The 20,249-nt window shown below is 40.4% G+C and carries 18 protein-coding genes; 5 read left to right on the top strand and 13 right to left on the bottom strand.

What is annotated here, in order from left to right; all coding sequences use genetic code 11:
• Nucleotides 1-3 precede the first annotated feature (3 nt).
• Nucleotides 4-1,398 (bottom strand): 23S rRNA (uracil(1939)-C(5))-methyltransferase RlmD, encoded by a 1,395-nt coding sequence (gene rlmD / locus M3600_RS13325; RefSeq protein WP_251646342.1) that lies wholly within the window; start codon nt 1,396-1,398, stop codon nt 4-6.
• 146 nt (nt 1,399-1,544) lie between these two features.
• On the bottom strand, nt 1,545-4,247 hold the full coding sequence (abnB, locus tag M3600_RS28965) for an arabinan endo-1,5-alpha-L-arabinosidase AbnB (RefSeq protein ID WP_285854789.1): 2,703 nt from the start codon (nt 4,245-4,247) through the stop codon (nt 1,545-1,547).
• Nucleotides 4,248-4,581: 334 nt separating this feature from the next.
• Between abnB and M3600_RS13310 the strand changes: the two genes are divergently transcribed.
• Nucleotides 4,582-4,911: a DUF3139 domain-containing protein gene (locus M3600_RS13310; protein WP_233316325.1), complete on the top strand. Its 330-nt coding sequence runs from the start codon at nt 4,582-4,584 to the stop codon at nt 4,909-4,911.
• A gap of 30 nt (nt 4,912-4,941) precedes the next feature.
• On the opposite strand, the gene M3600_RS13305 is transcribed toward M3600_RS13310, so the two are convergent.
• The 6 genes from M3600_RS13305 to M3600_RS13280 all read right to left on the bottom strand — a co-directional run bounded on the left by M3600_RS13305 (nt 4,942) and on the right by M3600_RS13280 (nt 10,279).
• Nucleotides 4,942-5,757 (bottom strand): DUF1385 domain-containing protein, encoded by an 816-nt coding sequence (locus M3600_RS13305; protein ID WP_233316324.1) that lies wholly within the window; start codon nt 5,755-5,757, stop codon nt 4,942-4,944.
• Between the two features lie 136 nt (nt 5,758-5,893).
• Nucleotides 5,894-6,754 (bottom strand): DNA-3-methyladenine glycosylase family protein, encoded by an 861-nt coding sequence (locus M3600_RS13300; protein ID WP_192486423.1) that lies wholly within the window; start codon nt 6,752-6,754, stop codon nt 5,894-5,896.
• Nucleotides 6,755-6,851: 97 nt separating this feature from the next.
• The gene (pdaA, locus tag M3600_RS13295) at nt 6,852-7,610 is read right to left on the bottom strand and encodes a delta-lactam-biosynthetic de-N-acetylase (protein ID WP_251646430.1); all 759 of its coding nucleotides are present in this window, start codon (nt 7,608-7,610) and stop codon (nt 6,852-6,854) included.
• Nucleotides 7,611-7,728: 118 nt separating this feature from the next.
• Nucleotides 7,729-9,264 carry a fumarate hydratase gene (locus tag M3600_RS13290; protein ID WP_311315910.1) on the bottom strand — a complete coding sequence of 512 codons (1,536 nt, stop codon included), beginning with the start codon at nt 9,262-9,264 and terminating at the stop codon, nt 7,729-7,731.
• A gap of 134 nt (nt 9,265-9,398) precedes the next feature.
• Entirely contained in the window at nt 9,399-9,584 is a 186-nt protein-coding gene (locus M3600_RS13285; RefSeq protein WP_192486424.1) for an SE1561 family protein, read from the bottom strand.
• A 203-nt stretch (nt 9,585-9,787) separates the two neighbouring features.
• Entirely contained in the window at nt 9,788-10,279 is a 492-nt protein-coding gene (locus tag M3600_RS13280) for a YtxH domain-containing protein (protein ID WP_192486425.1), read from the bottom strand.
• A gap of 103 nt (nt 10,280-10,382) precedes the next feature.
• On the opposite strand from M3600_RS13280, the gene yfkAB reads away from it, so the two are divergent.
• Nucleotides 10,383-11,507: a radical SAM/CxCxxxxC motif protein YfkAB gene (gene yfkAB, locus M3600_RS13275; RefSeq protein ID WP_192486426.1), complete on the top strand. Its 1,125-nt coding sequence runs from the start codon at nt 10,383-10,385 to the stop codon at nt 11,505-11,507.
• 45 nt (nt 11,508-11,552) lie between these two features.
• Here the strand turns inward: yfkAB and M3600_RS13270 are convergent, their stop codons facing one another.
• The 3 genes from M3600_RS13270 to cax form a co-directional block, all read right to left on the bottom strand.
• Nucleotides 11,553-12,278 (bottom strand): YfkD famly protein, encoded by a 726-nt coding sequence (locus M3600_RS13270; RefSeq protein WP_396953811.1) that lies wholly within the window; start codon nt 12,276-12,278, stop codon nt 11,553-11,555.
• Between the two features lie 197 nt (nt 12,279-12,475).
• Nucleotides 12,476-13,087 carry a YczE/YyaS/YitT family protein gene (locus M3600_RS13265; protein ID WP_192486427.1) on the bottom strand — a complete coding sequence of 204 codons (612 nt, stop codon included), beginning with the start codon at nt 13,085-13,087 and terminating at the stop codon, nt 12,476-12,478.
• Between the two features lie 408 nt (nt 13,088-13,495).
• Nucleotides 13,496-14,560, bottom strand: coding sequence for a calcium/proton exchanger (gene cax, locus M3600_RS13260; RefSeq protein ID WP_192486428.1), 1,065 nt, complete (start codon nt 14,558-14,560; stop codon nt 13,496-13,498).
• Between the two features lie 254 nt (nt 14,561-14,814).
• Between cax and M3600_RS13255 the strand changes: the two genes are divergently transcribed.
• From M3600_RS13255 to M3600_RS13245, 3 genes are all read left to right on the top strand, one after another.
• Complete coding sequence (locus M3600_RS13255) at nt 14,815-15,234, top strand: pyridoxamine 5'-phosphate oxidase family protein (RefSeq protein ID WP_197974718.1); 420 nt, start codon at nt 14,815-14,817, stop codon at nt 15,232-15,234.
• A gap of 145 nt (nt 15,235-15,379) precedes the next feature.
• Nucleotides 15,380-16,555, top strand: coding sequence for an MFS transporter (locus tag M3600_RS13250; protein ID WP_251646340.1), 1,176 nt, complete (start codon nt 15,380-15,382; stop codon nt 16,553-16,555).
• A 206-nt stretch (nt 16,556-16,761) separates the two neighbouring features.
• Complete coding sequence (locus tag M3600_RS13245) at nt 16,762-18,687, top strand: heavy metal translocating P-type ATPase (RefSeq protein WP_285854787.1); 1,926 nt, start codon at nt 16,762-16,764, stop codon at nt 18,685-18,687.
• Nucleotides 18,688-18,909: 222 nt separating this feature from the next.
• Here the strand turns inward: M3600_RS13245 and M3600_RS13240 are convergent, their stop codons facing one another.
• Together M3600_RS13240 and M3600_RS13235 are read right to left on the bottom strand one after the other, a co-directional pair.
• On the bottom strand, nt 18,910-19,731 hold the full coding sequence (locus M3600_RS13240) for a YihY/virulence factor BrkB family protein (protein ID WP_233316320.1): 822 nt from the start codon (nt 19,729-19,731) through the stop codon (nt 18,910-18,912).
• 111 nt (nt 19,732-19,842) lie between these two features.
• Nucleotides 19,843-20,217, bottom strand: a complete 375-nt coding sequence (locus M3600_RS13235; RefSeq protein ID WP_251646338.1) for a YtxH domain-containing protein — start codon at nt 20,215-20,217, stop codon at nt 19,843-19,845.
• Nucleotides 20,218-20,249 lie beyond the last annotated feature (32 nt).

Below are 20,249 nucleotides of genomic sequence, written 5' to 3'. Positions count from 1 at the left end.
TATTTATTCTTTTAATTTTATCAACGCACAGCACTCCACATGCGCTGTGTGCGGGAACATGTCCACAGGCTGCAAATACTCTACCTTATAATCCTTGCTCAAATAATCAATATCCTTCGCCAATGTTGATGGGTTGCAGGATACGTAAATAAACTTTTTCGGCTTGACCTTTTTGATGGCGTCAAGCAGCTTACGGTCACAGCCGGTTCTTGGCGGATCGACTACTACTACGTCTGGGCGCCAGCCTTCTTCGACCCATTTTGGAAGCCAGTGCTCAGCTGTGCCGGTTACGTATGTGGCGTTTTTGATGCCGTGTCTATCGGCATTTTTTTGGGCATCGAGAACGGCTGCTTCGATTGTATCCATGCCGCGGACTTCGCTGGCACCGTCTGCAAGCCATAAGCCGATTGTTCCGACTCCGCAATAGGCGTCAGCAATCTTCTCTTTGCCTGTCAGTCTGGCTGCTTTTTTAACTTCGTCGTACAGCTTGACTGTTTGCACTGGATTCAGCTGGAAGAAGGCGCGGGCTGACAGCTCAAAGTTCAAGTCACCGAGTGTTTCCTGGATAACTTCCTCTCCTCTTAGATGAATCGTTTTCTCGCCAAATATTAAGGATGTTTTGTTGCCATTAATGTTTTGCACGAGTGACTTCACTTCAGGCAGACGTTTTTGAATTTCCGCCATAATTTGCTTTTTGCGCGGCACTTCTTTTTGGGTCGTGATTAAGACGACCTGTACTTCTCCTGATTGGAAGCCTGCTCTTGTTACAATGGTACGGACGATGCCTTTTTGGGTCCGTTCATTATAGATTGGCACCTGTAGCTCTTCTAAGATGTTGCGGACTTCTTCTGACACTTTGTTAGTGAGCGGGTGCTGAACCATACAGTTTTGGATTGGCACAAGGCGATGGGAATCAATACCGTAAAGCCCTGCGATCACTTTGCCGTTTTTTTGCTGGCCGATTTGGAATTGGCTTTTGTTACGGTAATTCCATGGGTCTTCCATACCGATTGTCGGACGGATTTCGAGATTTTCAATTTTCAGCTTAGTATGTCTTTCAAGTGATTGAATAACAATATCGCGTTTTTCGCGAAGCTGCTGATCATAAGCCAAATGCTGAAGCTGGCAGCCGCCGCATTGTTCATAAAAAGGACAAGGTGCCTGTACACGGAATGGTGATGCTTTGCGGATTTTTTTGACCTTTGCCTCTGAGAACTTCGGCATAACTTTTGTTGTCTCAACAACAACCTCTTCCCCTGGAAGGGCGCCTGGGACAAAAACGACTTGCCGTTTAAAATAACCGACACCTTCTCCGTTAATTCCGAGCCGCTTAATTGTCAGTGGGAAGGTTTGTCCTAGCTTTATTTTTACCGTGCTTGTTTGTTTAATATCATTCATTCTTTTGCTCCTGTAATTAGGTTCTATTTTTTATTCATTATAATCAGTCTAATCTGCAACCTTTATACTAATACTTCTTTATTCGATAATCTAGTTATCCTGCAAATAAAAATCCCTCAAAATGAATTCTTTGAGGGATTTTTTTCTTATTCTATTCTAGCCCTTTTCTTTTTAAAAAGAAACGCACATGCACCAATCACAATCATGGCAATACCTGCCAGTAAATAATTGAAGGTATTTGTTGCCGTATTAGGCAGTCCATGTCCTTCCCCTTTCACACTGTCCTTCTCACCATCTTCCGTCGTATTACTGCTTCCTTCTTCGTTATCATTCGTGTCATTGCCGCCACTTTCTTGACTGCCGTTATCGTCCGGTTTATCTGTTCCATCTTCTGGACTTGGCGTGCCGTTCTCATCCGGCTTGTCTATTTCTTCTTCATCATCTGGAGCTGGTGTTTCTGGTTCCGCAACTACTGGAATTGTTCCAGTAGTGTAATAGTCCTTAACCGCATCTTCTGTCAAAGCAACAGAATCATACACAAGCACTTCATCCATCAGCCCTTTGAATGGGGTGTCCCAATAATTCACACCTAGAGCGAACAGGGCATTTTTGTCTGTGAAAACATTAAAGAATTCTGTGCCGCTGAATGCTTTTTCGCCATTGATATAAATATTGATTTGTCCGTTATCAACAGTAAAGGCAATATGAGACCATTCATTGACGGGAATTTGTGTGCCTGCATCTGCATCATACCAACCGTCGCTATTCGACCAGATCATGCTGTTATTGCTGACAGCATCATTGCCTTTCGGTACAAAACTAATCCAGTTTGCATCTGTTTTGGCTCCAAAAAACGCAGACGTATAATTAGTAAGCTGCTCAGGGTTCAGCCAGAAGGATACGCTGTATTTATTGCTGGAAATCAGTCCCTTTGGCAATAGTACGCCTGATGCACCGTCAAAAATTGCACCTTGGCCAGTTTTACCTTCTGTGTAAGAAATTGTACCACCTGTGTTAGAAATGAGATTTCCTGTTGGCTGTCCATCTGCTTGCGTGCCTGTGCTGTCCTTTAAATCGCCTTCAAACGCATAGTGTGCAGCAAGTTTGCCTTGTTCCTCTGGCAAGACCGTAATCTCAAAGGCTTTACTAGCCGTAGCTTCCCCTTTTGTGATTGTTGCCGTCAATGTCACTTTAACAGCCTCTCCATTAGTCGGTCTTGTGACTTTTCCTTCACTTGTGACAACCTCTTCATTGGAGGAGCTCCAGCTAATAACCGCACCGCGCAGCCCTTCTGTTACAAGCTTCAAGTTGCTGATAACAGCTGTTGTATCACCTAAATCAAGACCAGCTTTCACTGCCTCGACTATTTCTTCATCTGATTTACTTTCCGCTTTGCTGCCCCAGACAGATACACCTTCATCTGATGTAGCTGTAAATGTCATTACATTCGATTTCGAAGTTGGGTCCCACTGGCTGACAAACACGCCATTGTATACCTTACCGTCAATCGTCAGCTCTGCTTTATTAGAACCTTGTTCCTTCCACGTACCTGAAACCTGACCGGTAATGCTTCCATCATTGTTCAAACTTATTAAAACAGACTGTTTAATGTCTGCTGAAATATCTTTGCCATGGTTAATAAACTTATAGTCGCCGGATATATCCGCTGCAGCTACATCCTGCAGGCTTTCACCAGCATATTCATATGGAGACACAACAGGCCAAGCCTCGTCGTTCATATACATTTTGTGAACACGAAGTTCATGCTGCTCTCCTCTTTCAGGAAAACGGGTATGGAAAATTAAATATTGTTCATCTGTGCTTTCATCGTAATAAACAGAGTTATGTCCTGGTGAGACATAGCCTGTGCCAATTCCTGTTCCGCTTTCCCCAATCTCTCGTTTGAACAGGTAGCTGCCCATCAGCTTAACGCCATACGGTTCAATTGATTTGTCGTCGAATAATGGCAATGTCGGATCTGCCTTTACATTCGTCATATCATTGCCTGCCGCGTCATAATACGGACCATCTGGAGTTTTTGAACGGACGACCCTCATGTTGTAGCCGCCAGTCGAATCCAATCCTCCAAACGACAAGTACATATAGTAATAATCTGTTTCCTTGCTGTATTGAATATAGGCGCCTTCAATTCTGCTGTGATTGCCGCCAAGAAGCTTTTTCCCATAGCCTTGGCCTGGAAGCTGCTTGCCTGTTACCGGGTCCATTTCAAGGATGAAAATCCCGCCGGAATAGGAGCCATACACCATCCAAAGCTTGCCGTTTTTATCGAAAAACACATCAGGATCAACAGCATTCGGATGCTTTGTCGCATCATAAATCGTGCCGTCCTCGCTTTCCTCATCCCACATGCCTGATTTCAAGATAATGCCAAGATCCTTGTATGGTCCATCTACACTATCAGAAACGGCAACACCAAGTGCTGAACGGGGAGAATCACCTTTACAGGCATTATAGTACATATAATATTTTCCATCCTCAAGCTGGATAACATCTGCCGCCCAGAGTGTATCGGACTCTGCCCAATCAAATGTTTCCTTCAGCTCTTCTAAAACATTCTCAAACAGAGGATTTTCTGCAGACACAGTGGAGGAGACTTGCTCCCATTGCATAAAATCCTTCGTTTTTGCAGAGGCAAGATGAGAACCGAAAACATAAAACTCCCCATCTGCCTCAATAACAGAAGGGTCATGAACAGAAGCCCTTTTAAAGACCGGCTCTGTGGCAGCCTTAACTACTGCTGAATTTGTGCTTAAAAGAAAAAACTGCGGAATTACGAGAACAACTGCCAAGAAAAACATCAAAAACCTTCGAGATCCATTCCTTTTCATTGTGAATTCCTCCCTGCCGTGTCAGCTTTGTTGAGTAGCATTTATACTTGTCCATTTAAGCCAATACGGTTTCTCTATTATTGCTACGAAAGCTTATCCCCTCTTGCTTTAGCTCTATTATGTAAACACTTTCATAACTTTGATTATCGTATTACACATATACGTACGTGTCAATATATCAATTATAATTGTTCGTACATATTTACGAATAAAACAAGGAACTTATACGAATGAATTATCAAGAAAACACCTTTTTCTTTAGGTTTTTTTACCATTAAATAGACAATATAACAATAAAAGAGTAAAATTACACTAAAATGGAGGTGTTGTAATATTGGCTAAAAATTTATTTGTTTTTTTAGTTTCGCTTGTAATAATCGGATTTTCGGTCTACCTATATGGAGAATTATACGGATTTTCTTGGATGGAAAAAAAGTCTGAAACAGCTGTGTTGCAATATTTAGAGGCTAACGGAGAACTTGAGGAAAACATCAAAAAAATAGAACCGTGGTATGATGAAAAATCAGGTCATTATTACGTCACTGTCGTATTTAAAGATGAAAAGGGTTTAAACTATGAATTTATATATAGACATAAAGAAGCAATCTTTATTAATACGTATGATAACAGCAACAATGAATATGAAGGCAAGCATCTTCAATAAAAAAACAGCTCATTTGAGCTGTTTTCATTTTTATTTAGCTGGATGAAACACTATTTCAGTTCCCTTCTTAGCGGCTTCCTCTTTGTCCATGCTTTCTTGGAGTGCAGCCATTTTCTTTAGTGACTGAATAGCTGTTTCAAGATGTTCTGCGGCAGGTTTCGTTGTGAAAAGAAGGTACTGCAGACCATATCCGATAAAATAAATCGGTCTCAACAGCTTCTTCACATGCTTGTTTCGGATGATGTACAGCTCATATGCAAGTGCCAGTACAACGAAAAGCACAACAATACCGTCGATTTGATTAGAATAGGGAATAAGCCAAACCGTTACACTGAAGAGCGCAATAAAAATGACAAGATTCAAATGGCAGTCTTCGCTGATGCGGGACTGGCTTTGCACATTTTTTAATGTAAGGTCTTCTCTTCTATTAAAACAGTTGGCTGCCATATGTTCGGCAGCATGGTACTTTCCGAGCGGTGTGAGCTTGTAGATCAGTAAGTATAAAATTATAAGTAGTATAACTGCTGTTTCGATCTCTGCTGCACTTAAACCTCCGATTGACCAGCTTCCTTTGGACATGACAAAAAGAAACGTAAACCCAAAAGCTAATATAGACAAAAACGACTTCCATGTATCAAGGAATGATGTGATGAAAAACCACATACCTCTGACTATCGGCACTCTTTTTAAATATTTATCGATATCAAAGTCATCTATATCCTCTTCTTCCCTCCCCTTTATTTGGTGGGTTGTCGTAATCTTGCCATCTTTTCGGATTGATTTAACACTAACATTTTTTGAATGAAACTTTACGCCATTAAAAAGCGCTTTTCCTCCATAGTTCATAAATGTCTCCATTTTTCACAAGATTTTTTTCTCTTCCTTTATATAATATATTCCCGAATTGCACAATACATGTGTTACCATAATCATGTTTGTCTAATTTTATAGACGTAAAGGCTTATCCGTTGGTTTCATGAAATCATTCAATACTTCGCCATAAATATAAAGAAGCATAGCTTAAATATGGCTCCCAAGCCGGAATCATTGCCTCCATTTGCTCTTTTGTCGGCTTGGCCTTTAAGCCAAGCAGCTTTTTTAAGGCATTTTGGATGCCGATATCTGCAATCGGGAACAGATTTTTCCTTCCTAGCCCAAACAGAAGCACATTTTGAATTGTCCATTGCCCAATTCCTCTGTACACTATCAGTTCTTTCATAATTTCTTCCTCTGTTTTATCATGCAGACTCTCTATATTCAGTCTTCCTAAAGCAATCTCCTTCGAAATATCAATGATGTATTCAGCTTTTCTTGTACTGAATTGCAGCTCTCTTAAGTTTGCCACTGTAAGGCTGGCAACACGTTCTGGTTCCGGGTAAAACCATGCTCCGTCTTTTTCAAATCCATATGTTTTCACAAATCTTTCTGTCAATATATGGGCAAACTTTAAATTAAGCTGCTGATGGATAATGCACTTCACAAGACAGTTATATGGATGGAAATCAAGGACAAGCGGTGTTCCGAAATGGCTGTTAAACAGCTCGTGTAATTGTGTGTGCTGGAAATGTTCATGCACCTCGATAAGAGAGCTTTCCCATTGAAAAATCCGCGTCAGCTCTCGAATAACACTCTCTTCAAATTCGTCCGTATAGCCTTCTATTTGGAATGCTGGCTTCTCTGTTGTGCCAATCGCTTTTACAGTTGTAACCATTTGCTTTTGACCAATAACAAGCGGAACTTTAACAGACCTCTCCTGAAAATCTATTTGCTGCAACGGATCTAACGCTAATCGGCTTAACACAAGATCAAAATTATATGGTCCTGCAACTGGAAGAATATGCAATAGAATCACCTGTTCTGTTTTCCACTCATTATAGCATGGATATATGTGGAAGTTCTATGCATTAACTAATCTTTACAAAAAAAGAAAAAAGCCCGATTTAATTCGGACTTTTCTCTTTAGCTTTTTGCTGCTTTTCCATAAAGTCATCAAGGCTTTTAAAAGTATAGCCTCTTTTCTTTAAGTCTTTAATCGCAGCTTCTAACGCATCTGCATTATCTTTTGATACAGTATGCAAAAGCATTATGCAGCCAGGATGCGCCTGCTTCATCATATTGTCGTAGCTGTATTGCCAGCCCCTTTGCTGATCGGTTTTCCAGTCAACAAACGCTAAAGACCAGAACACTTGTGTATAGCCGAGATCTTTAGCAAGCTTCAAAGTACGTTCACTAAATACACCGCGGGGAGGCCGTAAGTATTTCATCCCTTTTTTGCCTGTAATCTCTTCTGTTTCTTTCGCCACCTTATCCAGTTCCTCTTTTAGTCTAGAATCAGATACTTGTGTGAAATCAGGATGATGGTACGAGTGATTCCCGATAATATGCCCTTCATCAGCCATTCGTTTCACCAAATCTGTGGCGCTTTGTAAGTAATGTCCTGTTACGAAGAAGGTTGCTGGTACCTTTTCTTTTTTCAGCACATCAAGGATTTTCCCTGTATAGCCATTTTCATAGCCATTATCAAAAGTTAAGTACAATACCTTCTCATCGGTGCTGTCCTTATAAAATGCTCCATATTTCTGGAGAAGTTGATCAAGCGGCTGCCCTGCTTCTGCCGGCTGCTCATTGCTTGATTTTTTGAAGCCCCAATGCTGAGGCTGGTTGGAAACGTTCGCCAGCACAGGATGCTGTACTAGCATAAATAATGCAAAAAAAGCACATATTAGTTTAAACTGCTTCACCTTTCTCCCTCCTTTATAAGCTATCTAAGCTTATTATTTGTTGTGACAGAGGGAGTATGATTGGTAAATTAAACAATCAACTATAGACAGCTTCCTTGAACTGAGAAAGTTTTTCCAATGATGACTTCTCTATATCCTCGTGCAAGGAATTGCCGTGTGAATCCATTGTTACAACGGCACGAAAATTCTCGACTTGAAGATGCCACATTGCTTCCGGTATGCCGAATTGCATCAGATCAACACCTTGAACAGACTTAATGCAGTCAGCGTAATATTGAGCAGCTCCGCCGATTGCATTTAAATAAACACCGCCATGCTCGCCTAATGCTTTTAAGGTTTTGGGACCCATTCCGCCTTTACCCATAACAGCTCGGATGCCGAATTTTTTCATAATATCGCCTTGATACGGCTCTTCACGAATACTCGTTGTTGGTCCTGCTGCCTTTACATGCCATACATCATCTTCACTTTTAAGCATAACCGGACCGCAATGATAGATAATTTGTCCATTTAAATCAATTGGTGAATCGTTTGTGCTCAAATATTTATGGATTGCATCTCTGCCTGTATACATCATTCCGCTGATTTCAACTACATCGCCGACCTTTAAGGAACGGATTTTTGCTTCTGTTATTGGTGCTGTCAGCTTAATAACTTTATCCTCTTCTTGTGAATCAGCTTCTTGTTTGCCTGCAAAGTTTATTTTCTCTCCATCATCATATTTCCACGCAAGTATACTGCCTGATATGGCGTCAATCTTAATTCCTAAGCGGCGGAATGCCCAGCAGTTATAAGCGACAGAGACAAAGAAACTTGCTGGAATACGGTTCATCACACCAATCTTGCAGCCAAGCAAGGTTGTTTCACCGCCAAACCCCATCGTACCGATTCCAAGCTTATTAGCATTTTCCAAAATATACTCTTCTAAGGCTGCAAGCTCTGCGTTTTCATTGATATCATCTACGGAACGGAAAAGCTGCTCCTTAGCCAGATCATAGCCGCTTGAGCGGTCGCCGCCGATGCCGACACCGATAAAGCCTGCACTGCAGCCTTGCCCTTGGGCCTGGTAAACAGAATGGAGGATGCATTTACGGATACCGTCCAAGTCTCTGCCAGCTCGGCCAAGACCATCAAGCTCACAAGGCAGGCTGTACTGGATATTCTTGTTTTCACAGCCTCCACCTTTAAGAATAAGGCCAATGTCTATGTAGTCTTTTTCCCATTGTTCAAACTTAATAACAGGCGTTCCTGCTCCTAGGTTGTTGCCGCTGTTATCTCCTGTCAGTGAATCAACAGAATTCGGGCGAAGCTTCCCCCTTTGTGTCGCCAATTCCATGCACTCATAGATTACAGCTTTTATTTCAAGCTGATTTGTACCGACTGGTGTCTTAATTTTAAAGGTAGGCAGACCGGTATCCTGGCAAATGGGCGATATTTCCATATCTGCCATGCCTATATTGGCTTGAATTGTATCAAGGCTCATTGCCGATCTTGTTCCTGCGTTTTCCCTTAGCGCTGCCTTTTTAATAGCCCGGCGGACATCTTTTGGAAGATTTGTGGATGTTTCTTCAATCAACTGATAAATGCTTGTGTTTAAATTCTTGATATTCACTAATTTTCTCCCCCTCAACCCTTTTAACGATCTTTCTCTTAAATTATACTCTTACATCGGAGTTTGTGAACAGTGTAATGAAATCGTTTACATAAATACTAACAAAAAAAGCCCCAACTGGAGCTCTTCGCTAATTAAATGTCTCTATGTTTAAATTCATTGCATTTCGATTCAATATCGTCAATCATTTCAATCAAGCGGTCAATATCCTCAAGCTCCGCTTCTTCTGGATCAATCGCATCCAATACATCAAGAAACATATTTAATCTCGTTTTTAAAAAATCAACTTGTTCATTTTTGTCTGTAATCGAACTGCCCAACAAAAATCTCTCCTTTCACTCTCATATCCATCGTACCGAAAATATTAGCTTCCGGCAATCTTTTTCCTCTATTCTATATGTTTGCTCAATTCCGCTGATTTTACACCTGTGCTTCTCTTTCCTTTCTAAAAAAAGTCACCTATAGGCATTATAGGTGACTTTTTTTATGTTAAACTATACTATACGTGCGTCTGCTCACATAATTATAGGGTAGCCTTTTCCCTTTCCATCAGGGAGTGGTCCTGTGCGACTACTGGCAACAGCTGATTGTCACTGGATGAGTTTCCGTTCATGCCAATCTGTTCTTTTGTCTGTTGCAATTTATGTTGGATAGACTGATATTGGCGTTTCGATTGAAAGTAAAGCTGCTTGAAATCGCCTGCTATTTCTTTTAAATCTTGTGTCCTTGCATTGATTGTGTTTTGAATATGCTGAAACATTGTTTGGCTGTCATTCATAACCTCTCGCATTGTATCACTTAAATAATGCAGTTTTTCACTAGTATCTTGCTTTACCTGACTAGGGTTTTCTCTCAGCTCATGCACAAGCTGGTTGGTTGATTCCTTCCACTGCTGCACTTTCACCTTAGCATTTGTCCTTGTTGTACGGTCCATGAGGGATAATGTTGTCCCAATGACACTTCCAATGACGATTCCAGCCAATAGTTTACTGTTTCCCTTGTTTTCATTAGACATAAGATCATCTCCCTTTTTATTATCATTACTTGTCTTTTCCCGTCTAATGAATACTTAAACAAGCGGGCGCTTTATTTCGCAATTTTTTTAAAGGAGCAATATCATGATTTCTCAAAAAAATCCGATTGTAAACCCTAAGAATGATCCTTGGGAAGCTTATATGGATATAACTCAGCATGGAGGGCTGACACTCTCCAATATAGAATTTACGACAACAACATTATGTAATATGCGCTGTGAGCATTGTGCTGTCGGCTACACACTTCAGCCGAAAGACCCGAATGCATTGCCGATTGATCTGCTTTTAAAGAGACTTGATGAGATTCCTCATCTCCGCTCTATGAGCATCACAGGCGGTGAGCCGATGATGAGCCGCAGATCTGTCGAAAACTATGTTGTTCCGCTGTTCAAATATGCCCATAGCAGAGGTGTAAAGACACAGATTAACTCCAATCTGACACTAGGTCTTGACAGATATGAACCAATCATTCCATATTTAGATGTTTTGCATATATCTCATAACTGGGGTACGGAAGAGGAGTTTGCTGAACGAGGCTTTGCGATGATGGCAAGAAAGCCGTCTTACGAACAAAGAGGCAAACTTTTCAAAAATATCATTACTAACAGCAGGGCATTAGTGGAAGCAGGTGTGGTCGTTTCTGCAGAAACGATGCTGAATAAACAGACACTTCCTTACTTAGAGCATATTCACCGTCAAATTGTTGATGAGATGAAATGTCAACGCCATGAAATACATCCAATGTATCCATCTGATTTCGCTTCAACGATGGAAACATTAACACTGGAGGAAATGCGTCAAAGCATCCATCACTTGCTAGACATAAGAGATGAAAATGTCTGGATGCTGTTTGGAACACTGCCATTTTATCCATGCAGCAGTACAAAAGAAGATCAAGAGCTGCTGAAACGCCTGTATGCAAGTAAAAATGTTACTGTCCGCAACGATCCTGACGGCCGTTCCCGTCTGAATGTTAATATCTTCTCAGGAGATGTTATCGTTACAGACTTTGGGGATACACCACCATTAGGTAATATTCAAACAGATAACCTGGAAGATATATTCCAAAAATGGCTGGCAACAGATTTAGCCTCTTCCCTTAACTGCCACTGCCCAAGTGTGCAATGTTTAGGTCCAAATGTGCTTGTTAAAAACAGCTATTACCGAGATATTGATTTCTCGAAAAAAGCAGCATTAATTCAACGTTAAAAAAGTGAGCAGCTAATTAGTCTGAACTAATGCTGCTCACTTTTTTTATTTCGGCTTTTCGCTAGCCACAAATCCGAAGGAAACATGATCTTGAACTGGAATCCATGCACCAATACCTTGGGACGTTACATTTTTAACGACAATTGATTTCTTTCCGCCCTTCAGCATTAAATACACTTCTCCATAAGTGACCTTTCCTTTTTCATTCACAGCAGGTGCGTATCCATATAAATAGCCTAATCTTTTGGCAGGAATATTATAAATCTGGTCTTTTTTCGTGCCAGTTCCTATCACTGTTTCAAAAGCAAGCGGCAGCCCGGAGTTCTGCATTGCTTTGAGCATCATCATTTTTTTGACTTCCTCTGCATTCGGAATTTTTGCAGTCAGGCCGCCTCTGATGATTTTCTGAGACTCTTGCACATAGTGTATTTGATATGGCGCTTTTCCGCCTCTGTTGTCATAAAAGTTTGTGTTTATCTTTTGATACTCCCAGTTAGGGGCTGTTTCTGTTGATTCATAATTTAATGGCCATTGACCCAAATAGACAATCGCCTTATATCCTATCGCAAATGGTGTGCTGTTGACCGTTGTCTCATTCAGCATGCGAATTAAGTCAGGATTTTCAATTTTCACCCTTGAAGAATCAATAAGCGTCTGTGTCAGCTCACTCGGCTGCAGCTTCGGCAAGTCCTGCGAAGGATTCGGATATGTGTTTTCCTTTGTGATGTTCATAGCTGAATTCGGAATGGCAACCAGTTTTGATTTTGGCATATCTTGCTTGTCTTTCGGTTTTTCTGCAAATGCTGGCGCAATGTTAGGCAGCATCATTAGAAAAGCTAGTAGAATAATACCAATTCGTTTCAACAAATTAAAGAACTCCTTTCAAACATAACAGTAATATTTACTGTTATTTTTTTCGGAGTTCGCCTAGATTATGCTTCCTGTCAAAAACAATTTTTTGCATATCTTTATTTAAGCGCTAATTTGTCCATTATTCCACAGCAAAGCGGATGAAACACTTGAATGGCAGGTCCGATTCCAAGAGCAATAATCACTGTTCCGACCCCAATTGGTCCGTTGACTAAAAAAGCAAATACTAATGCCAAAACCTCGCCGATCAGCTTGGAAGCCATGATATTAAGTCCAAATCGCTCTTGCAGGCTGACCATGAACTCATCAATCGGATTCAGCGGAAAGCTTGCCTGCAAATAGGTAGCAATCCCTAAGCCGATAATAGCGAGTCCAGCAATAAGCAGAAGCAGCTGATTAAGGAAAAGAAAATAATTAAAGACATTCGTAAGATGCGCCATCCAAAAATCTACGAAAAAACCTAAAATGAACACGGTGAATAATGACAGCAGCTCAGGTTTTCTCATCAATAGAAGTGCATTGACAAATATCAGCAAGATGCCGATAATAACTATCCAGCTGCCAATTGTCAAACCTAACAGTGCTGACAAGCCTACATTTAAAGCATCCCATGGCCCTGCCCCTAAGTTTGCCTTGATTGTCAATGTCGCGCCGAATGACAAAATCAATAGTCCGATACCATAAAAAAGACTGCGGTAAACCATCGCCATTCTCCTAACTCCCCTCCCGTTTTAATGCTCGTCTTTTATACTTATGCGCACGTCACAGCAAACTTGTACAAAAATGTAAAAAATAAATTATCAGAATATTTACATTTATTTAAATTTATATTATACTAGGCTTATCAAACAAAAGGAGGGCAGCTAATCAAATCGCTTATCACAAAAGGAGGATAGACCATTTTTGGCAAAGCATCAGTTTAGTATGTACAGTATTGTCTACTTAAAAAGAATTGGTGGTGGTCTTAATGGAAGCGACTTGATTTTGTCCCAGAACACATAAGCACACAATTATATACTTATCTTTTCATTTAAACTTAAAGGAGAATGCCTTCTAAAAAAAAACCGTCCAGCTGTAAAGAAAGCTGGACGGTTTTCTGTTTATTTAGGCGAAAAAACTTACAACAAGTAGAATCCTACTCCCATAATCAAGTAGGCAGCAAGCAATGTTGCTCCTTCAAACCAGTTTGTTTCTCCGTCATTCGATATAATAATCATGAGCAGTACAGCTGATGCCATGGATACTAATTCTGGAAGGCTAAAAACAAGGGACAAGTTTGTCGGGAATAAAAGGGACAGCAGTACAAGCACCGGTGCCACAAACATCGCAACCTGTAAGGTTGAACCGATTGCGATTTCAACAGAGATGTCCATCTTATTTTTATACGCCATAAGCACTGCCGAAGCATGCTCTGCCGCGTTTCCGACAATCGCGACAATAATAATCCCGATAAACAGCTCTGACCATCCGAATGATTCAGCTACAATCTCAAATGTATGTACAAGATTTTCAGAGATATAGGCTACCGCTAATGTGGCAAGTGCAAGTATTAGGACACTGCGCTTCACGGTCCACTCAGGCTCCTCATGATGGCTGCTTTCTGTACCTTCTTTGTTCTCAGATTGGTATACTCCCCTGTGTGTAACAAGCTTAAAGAATAGTGCTGCTAAATATAACAAAATAAGGATAATGGAAATTCCCACACTTAACGTTAAGGTTTCTGAGTCATCCATTGATACGGAGAAGACCTCTGGAATAACAAAGGCTACGATAACAGCAAACATCAGCAAGCCAGAATTATGTCTTGCATCAAACACATTATATGTTTGGACCTTGTACTTAAGGCCCCCAATAAAGAATGACAGCCCTGCAACAAGAAGCAGGTTTCCAAGAACGGATCCTGTTAAGGAAGCTAAAACAACCTCTGTCAGTCCTTCTCTCAAAGCAAAAATTGCAATAATCAGTTCGACTGCGTTTCCAAACGTGGCATTCAACAGCCCGCCGATTCTCGGTCCAGCGACAATTGCTAAACTTTCAGTTGCTCTTCCCATAAAGCTAGAGAGGGCAATGATTGTTAGACAGTACACGATAAACATTACAATACTCGGCCAGTGCAGCAAAGAACCAATAATAGATATTGGAACGCCGATGAGGACTGCCACGGTAAAGATTTTATTCACCATTTTCCCCACTCCTTTTATTTTTAACAATTAACATTCCCCTGTTTATAAATTTCCTAAACATTTTTTAAAAACTTCTCCTCTTTTTAGGCTGTAATACTCCTTTATAATCCGCATTACAGACCAATATATTTCAGCTTTATCTAAACCATTCCATAATATACCAACAAAATCAGCTTTTTTCAATAGATAATAGGGTATATAAAATATAGACAAACCACCCATACTAACTAAGAATGGAAAGGAGTTTTTTTATAATGAATGACGCATTACAATCAAAAATACTGGAACTGCTCGATAATCACAAAATAGGCACATTGGCAACCATACAAGACGATAAGCCGTACAGCCGGTTTATGCTGTTCTTTCACGATGAATTGACTCTTTATACAGCAACGAATAAGGAAACACATAAAGTCGATGATCTCGGCCAAAACCCTAATGTCCATATACTGCTTGGTGTTCAGGATGCTGGATTTTCTGGTGCCTACTGTGAAATTGAGGCAACAGCTACAATTGAAGATTCTAAAGAGAAAAAAGAAAAATATTGGAGTGACAAGCTTAGCAAATGGCTGGGCGGTCCAGATGATCCAAATTATGTGCTGCTCCACTTGAAGCCGCAAAAAATCCGCTATTTCGCTGATTCTAGTTCTAAAGCAGAGGTTTTAGAGCTGTAATAAGATAAGAAAGCTGCCGCAAATTCTGCGGCAGCTTTTTCTTCATTATAGGGATAATTTTCTTGTTGCCAATACTTCCCTTTTTAAGTTACCATCATTTAGGGATACTAAATTTTTTCTACCACCATAAGGAGTATTTTACATAATGACTAAAAATAAATTTGCGATTTTAATCAGCATTGTCTCCATCTCTGGCTTTAGTCAAGGAATGCTGCTTCCGCTGATTGCTGTCATCTTTGAAAATGACGGCCTGTCCTCCAGCATGAATGGATTAAATGCGATAGGCTTATATATCGGCATCCTGCTCATCTCACCATTTATGGAATACCCGCTTCGCAAATACGGATACAAACCAGCTATCGTTTTCGGCGGATTGCTCGTCATTATTTCCTTGGCTTTGTTTCCACTATGGAAAACATTCTGGTTTTGGTTTTTACTGCGTCTATTTATCGGCATTGGCGACCACTCTCTCCATTTCGCTACACAAACATGGATCACTACTGTATCCTCTGAAAAGAACAGAGGCAGGAATATTTCCTTATATGGAGTTTTCTTTGGAATTGGATTCGCCGTAGGACCACTAATGACACCATTAGTGAAAGTAAATGAAGCATTTCCTTTTATGCTTTCATCTGCTCTTTGTTTCACAGCGTGGATTTTCACTTTGTTCTTAAAGAACGATTTCCCTGAGCAGACAGCTGAAGCTAATAACTTCAAAGAGACGATTTCCCGTTTTTCTGCTGCTTTAAAATATGCCTGGGCTGCTTTTCTTCCACCGCTTGCATATGGTTTTCTGGAATCAAGCCTAAATTCAAGTTTTCCTGTTTACGGACTCAGACTAAATTTTGAGGTTTCTGAAATCTCTATTTTATTAACCTGCTTTGCGATAGGAGCGATTGTGTTTCAGTTTCCCCTTGGTATTTTAAGTGATAGTTTTGGCAGAAGAAGAACTTTAGTTACAATCCTTTTTGTCGGCTTTGCCTGCTTCCTGACAGCAAGCATGGTGGAACATACCTTTATTGGTCTCGCTATCTGTCTGTTTGCCGCAGGTATGGCAGTAGGCTCTACCTTCTCTTTGGGTGTCAGCTATATGACTGATTTAGTTCCGTCGAGTTTATTGCCGACAGGAAATCTTTTGTGCGGGATGGCATTCAGCATCGGCAGTCTGACAGGCCCTTATCTAGGCGGACTGTTTATAGAATATGTGAATCATCTTAGCTATTTCATCGTCATAAGCATAATGCTATTAATCCTAGGCTTAATCATCTTTATTTCTGGCAGTCAGAAAATCCAGAAAGAAGTAAATTCAGTCCCAAATTAAGGCAAAAGTATACCAAGTGCTTCCGTTTTATGTTAGGATAGGAATAACTAAATAGTAACGAACAGCAGGAACCTCTATTTTTCTATATGAGAGCCTGCATAAATTTTGCTGTCACCTATACAGGTGGCAGCTTTCGTGTTTTTTAAGGGTAATGAAGCTGATTATCTTTCTCATGTACAGATGATAAAACTAAAGGAGGAATAAATATGTTGACGGAAACGAAACCACTTGCACATAAGGGTTCTGAATCACCTTCCCTATTTTCCGAAAAGATTATGCCGCATCTTGAACTAATTGCGGCAGGTATAAGCGGTCTACTCATTTTAACTGGGTGGTTTATGGCCCATCAGGAGGAACAAACATTATCTGTTATCTCCTATGTGCTCGCCTTTATTATCGGCGGTTTTGCTAAAGCAAAAGAAGGCATTGAAGAAACCATTGCCAATAAGGAATTAAATGTGGAAATGCTGATGGTTTTTGCTGCAGTTGGTTCTGCGATAATTGGCTATTGGACAGAGGGTGCCATTCTTATTTTTATTTTTGCAGTTAGCGGAGCACTGGAAACATACACGATGAATAAAAGTCATAAAGAAATATCTGCATTGATGGATCTACAGCCTGAAAAAGCCTGGAAATTAAATACTGACGGTACAACAGAATTAATTCCTGTCGCTGAACTCTCCATCCATGACAGAATATTGATTAAACCAGGTGAAAGAGTGCCGGCTGATGGAAGAATATTATCTGGAACAACTTCTATTGATGAAGCGGCAATTACGGGGGAATCACTGCCTGTTACAAAAGACAGCTCTGATGAGGTTTTTGCGGGAACAGTGAATATAAGCGGCTCTATCACAGTAGAAATTACGAAAAATGCACATGAGACACTCTTTCAAAAGATTATCGCTCTAGTTCAGTCAGCGCAGAGTGAAAAGTCTCCTTCGCAAGCATTTATTGAAAAGTTTGAGGGCACTTATGTTAAGGTCGTTTTGAGCATTGTTGTTATTATGATGTTCCTGCCTCATTTCGTACTAGGCTGGAGCTGGAATGAAACATTTTACAGAGCAATGATTCTTCTTGTGGTCGCATCCCCTTGCGCCCTTGTTGCAAGCATCATGCCAGCTACTTTATCCGCTATATCTAACGGAGCACGAAACGGAATATTATTTAAAGGCGGCATTCATTTAGAAACTTTAGGTGCAGTGCAGGCTATTGCCTTTGATAAAACTGGAACACTTACAAAAGGAATGCCTACAGTAACAGATATCCACGTTAAACAAGGATATTCCGAGGAAGAAATTCTTTTGTATGCTGCAAGTATTGAAAATCACTCTACTCATCCGCTTGCAAAAGCAATTGTCGAAAAAGCTGCCTCAACCATCAATAAGCCGCTCCTTACGCTTGATAGTGTTCAAAATCTGTCTGGCTTTGGTGTAACTGCACAACTAGACGATAAAGAATGGAAAATCGGGAAGGCAGAATTTGTTGGTCAAGACAGTGCTCTAAGCTTTAACCCTACTCTTTTTAATCAGTTGTCAGAGAGTGGGAAAACCGTTGTGTTCGTCAAAGCTGGAGATGAGATTATCGCTTGCATCGCCTTAAAGGATATTGTCCGAACAGAGGCTAAAGCTGCCATTCAATTATTAAAGGACTATCAAATTCATACTATCATGCTTACAGGTGACAATGAAAGAACAGCGAATACAATCGCCAAAGAAAGCCATGTTCAGGAATATATTGCAGAATGCCTTCCTGAACAAAAGGTTAGTCATATAAAAAACCTTAAGGAGCGTTATCCGATTGTGGCGATGGTCGGTGACGGCATCAATGATGCCCCGGCATTAGCGACAGCAAATGTTGGTATCGCCATGGGTGGCGGCACAGATGTTGCCCTTGAAACAGCTGACATTGTCTTAATGAAAAATGACTTGCCAAAGATTGCTGAAGCGATAAAATTGTCAAAACGAATGAATGCTATCATTAAGCAGAACATTATATTTTCGATATCTGTAATTATGCTGCTTGTAATATCAAATCTTCTTCAAGCAGTAGACCTTCCATTTGGGGTGATTGGCCATGAAGGCAGCACCATTCTTGTTATATTAAACAGCCTCCGTCTTTTAAGAGGCTAAAAAAAGGCAGCCAATTGGCTGCCTTTACTTATTTAGTGATAACCATTTTGTCCATTTGAAGAACCAGATGTTTTATGCTTCGGCTTACTTTTACTGTTTTGTTTAGTCTTTTTGCCCATTCGTTATCACCTCTTCAGTAATAGTTTCCCCAAGCTTAGTGTGTGATGACGAACAGCTTTTATGATAGGTAAAAACCGGTTAGCACTGTAAAGTATGCCAAGTTTAGCAAGGCTTCTTTTTACGGCTTGTGAAAATGGCATTAACGATACCGCCGATAATAATAATGATGCCTGTCAAATAAAACCAGATCATCAATACAATGATGGCGCCAATCCCGCCATATGTTGCCGAATAATTACCGAAGTTGCCTACATAAAAAGAAAAGCCTAATGAAACTGCAACCCAGCCCACTGATGCAAAAATAGCGCCTGGAACAGCACTCACACAAGTGATTTTCTTATTTGGTGCAACCCAATATAATGCTAAAAATACAATGAATAAAATTACTGGAGTCACTAAAAATCGCAGTGCTCGCCAAACACTTAAAAACTCATCCGATAAACTAAACTGAGAAAATAAAAACACTCCTATCTGTTCGCCGAATACTGGCAGCAGCAGTGCAATAACCACTACAGCAATCATACCTAATGTCAGTACAACAGACATCGCTCTTGCAACGATAAAGGAACGTGTTTCTTCTACTTCATAAGCTTTATTAAATGCCTTGATAATAGCATTTAAACCATTTGAAGCAGACCAGATTGTTGCGATGATACCAAAGGACAGCAATGTCCCATTTCTGTTCAGAACCTGCTCCAGGTTTGTTTCAATAATATCCATACTTTCCCCTGGAGCAAAGGTTGAAATTAAGTTTAATAAATCATCCTTTGTGATAGGTAAATACGGCAATAACGTCATCATGAAAATGATCAGCGGAAAGATCGACAGCAAAAAGTAATATGCGAGCTGTGCCGCTAAATCAAATACATCATCATTTTTTATTTTTACTGCCAGCTGCTTAACAAAGCCCATTGCCTCTCCCATAAAACTCCACCTGCCTATATATCGGTTTAGCTAATAATGTTCTTTTCCCCTACTTCATGCAAGGACAAACCTTTTATCAGCATTTATCCCCTCACTAGGCATATAAGCTGTTTAGTGTGTATACTGCGGCAAATACTGCGTGCTGGAAGTCAAACCTTGTGGCTTGTACTCTTCCTGAGTACCCTCAGTAGTAAATGCTTCCTTCGTTTCTTTCACAATGCTTGCAATTGTCGGTGTAACTTCTTTCAATTCTTCTACCTTATCCAAAATGAAAGCCACATCATTGGAGACCTTCTCTGCTGTTTGCTTCACCTTCTCAGAAGTTTCTGTAATGCTCGAAGACATCGTGTCAAAGTCAGTGATTGAAGTCGTTAAGCGCTTCATATTGTACACGGAAGCCTTCCTTGTCCGTTTATCAAGCATACTCAACGAAGCTCCTATCAAACCGCCCAATAAAAGTCCTTTTACTAAGCTAAGCTGTGCCATTATGCATCTTCCTTCCTTTTAAGAGTTAGCGG

The organism is Niallia sp. MER 6, assembly GCF_023714395.1.
In the GTDB taxonomy this organism is placed as follows: domain Bacteria; phylum Bacillota; class Bacilli; order Bacillales; family Cytobacillaceae; genus Niallia.
Note: the sequence above shows the minus strand (reverse complement) of the source record. Positions and strands in the feature narration are given on the sequence as shown.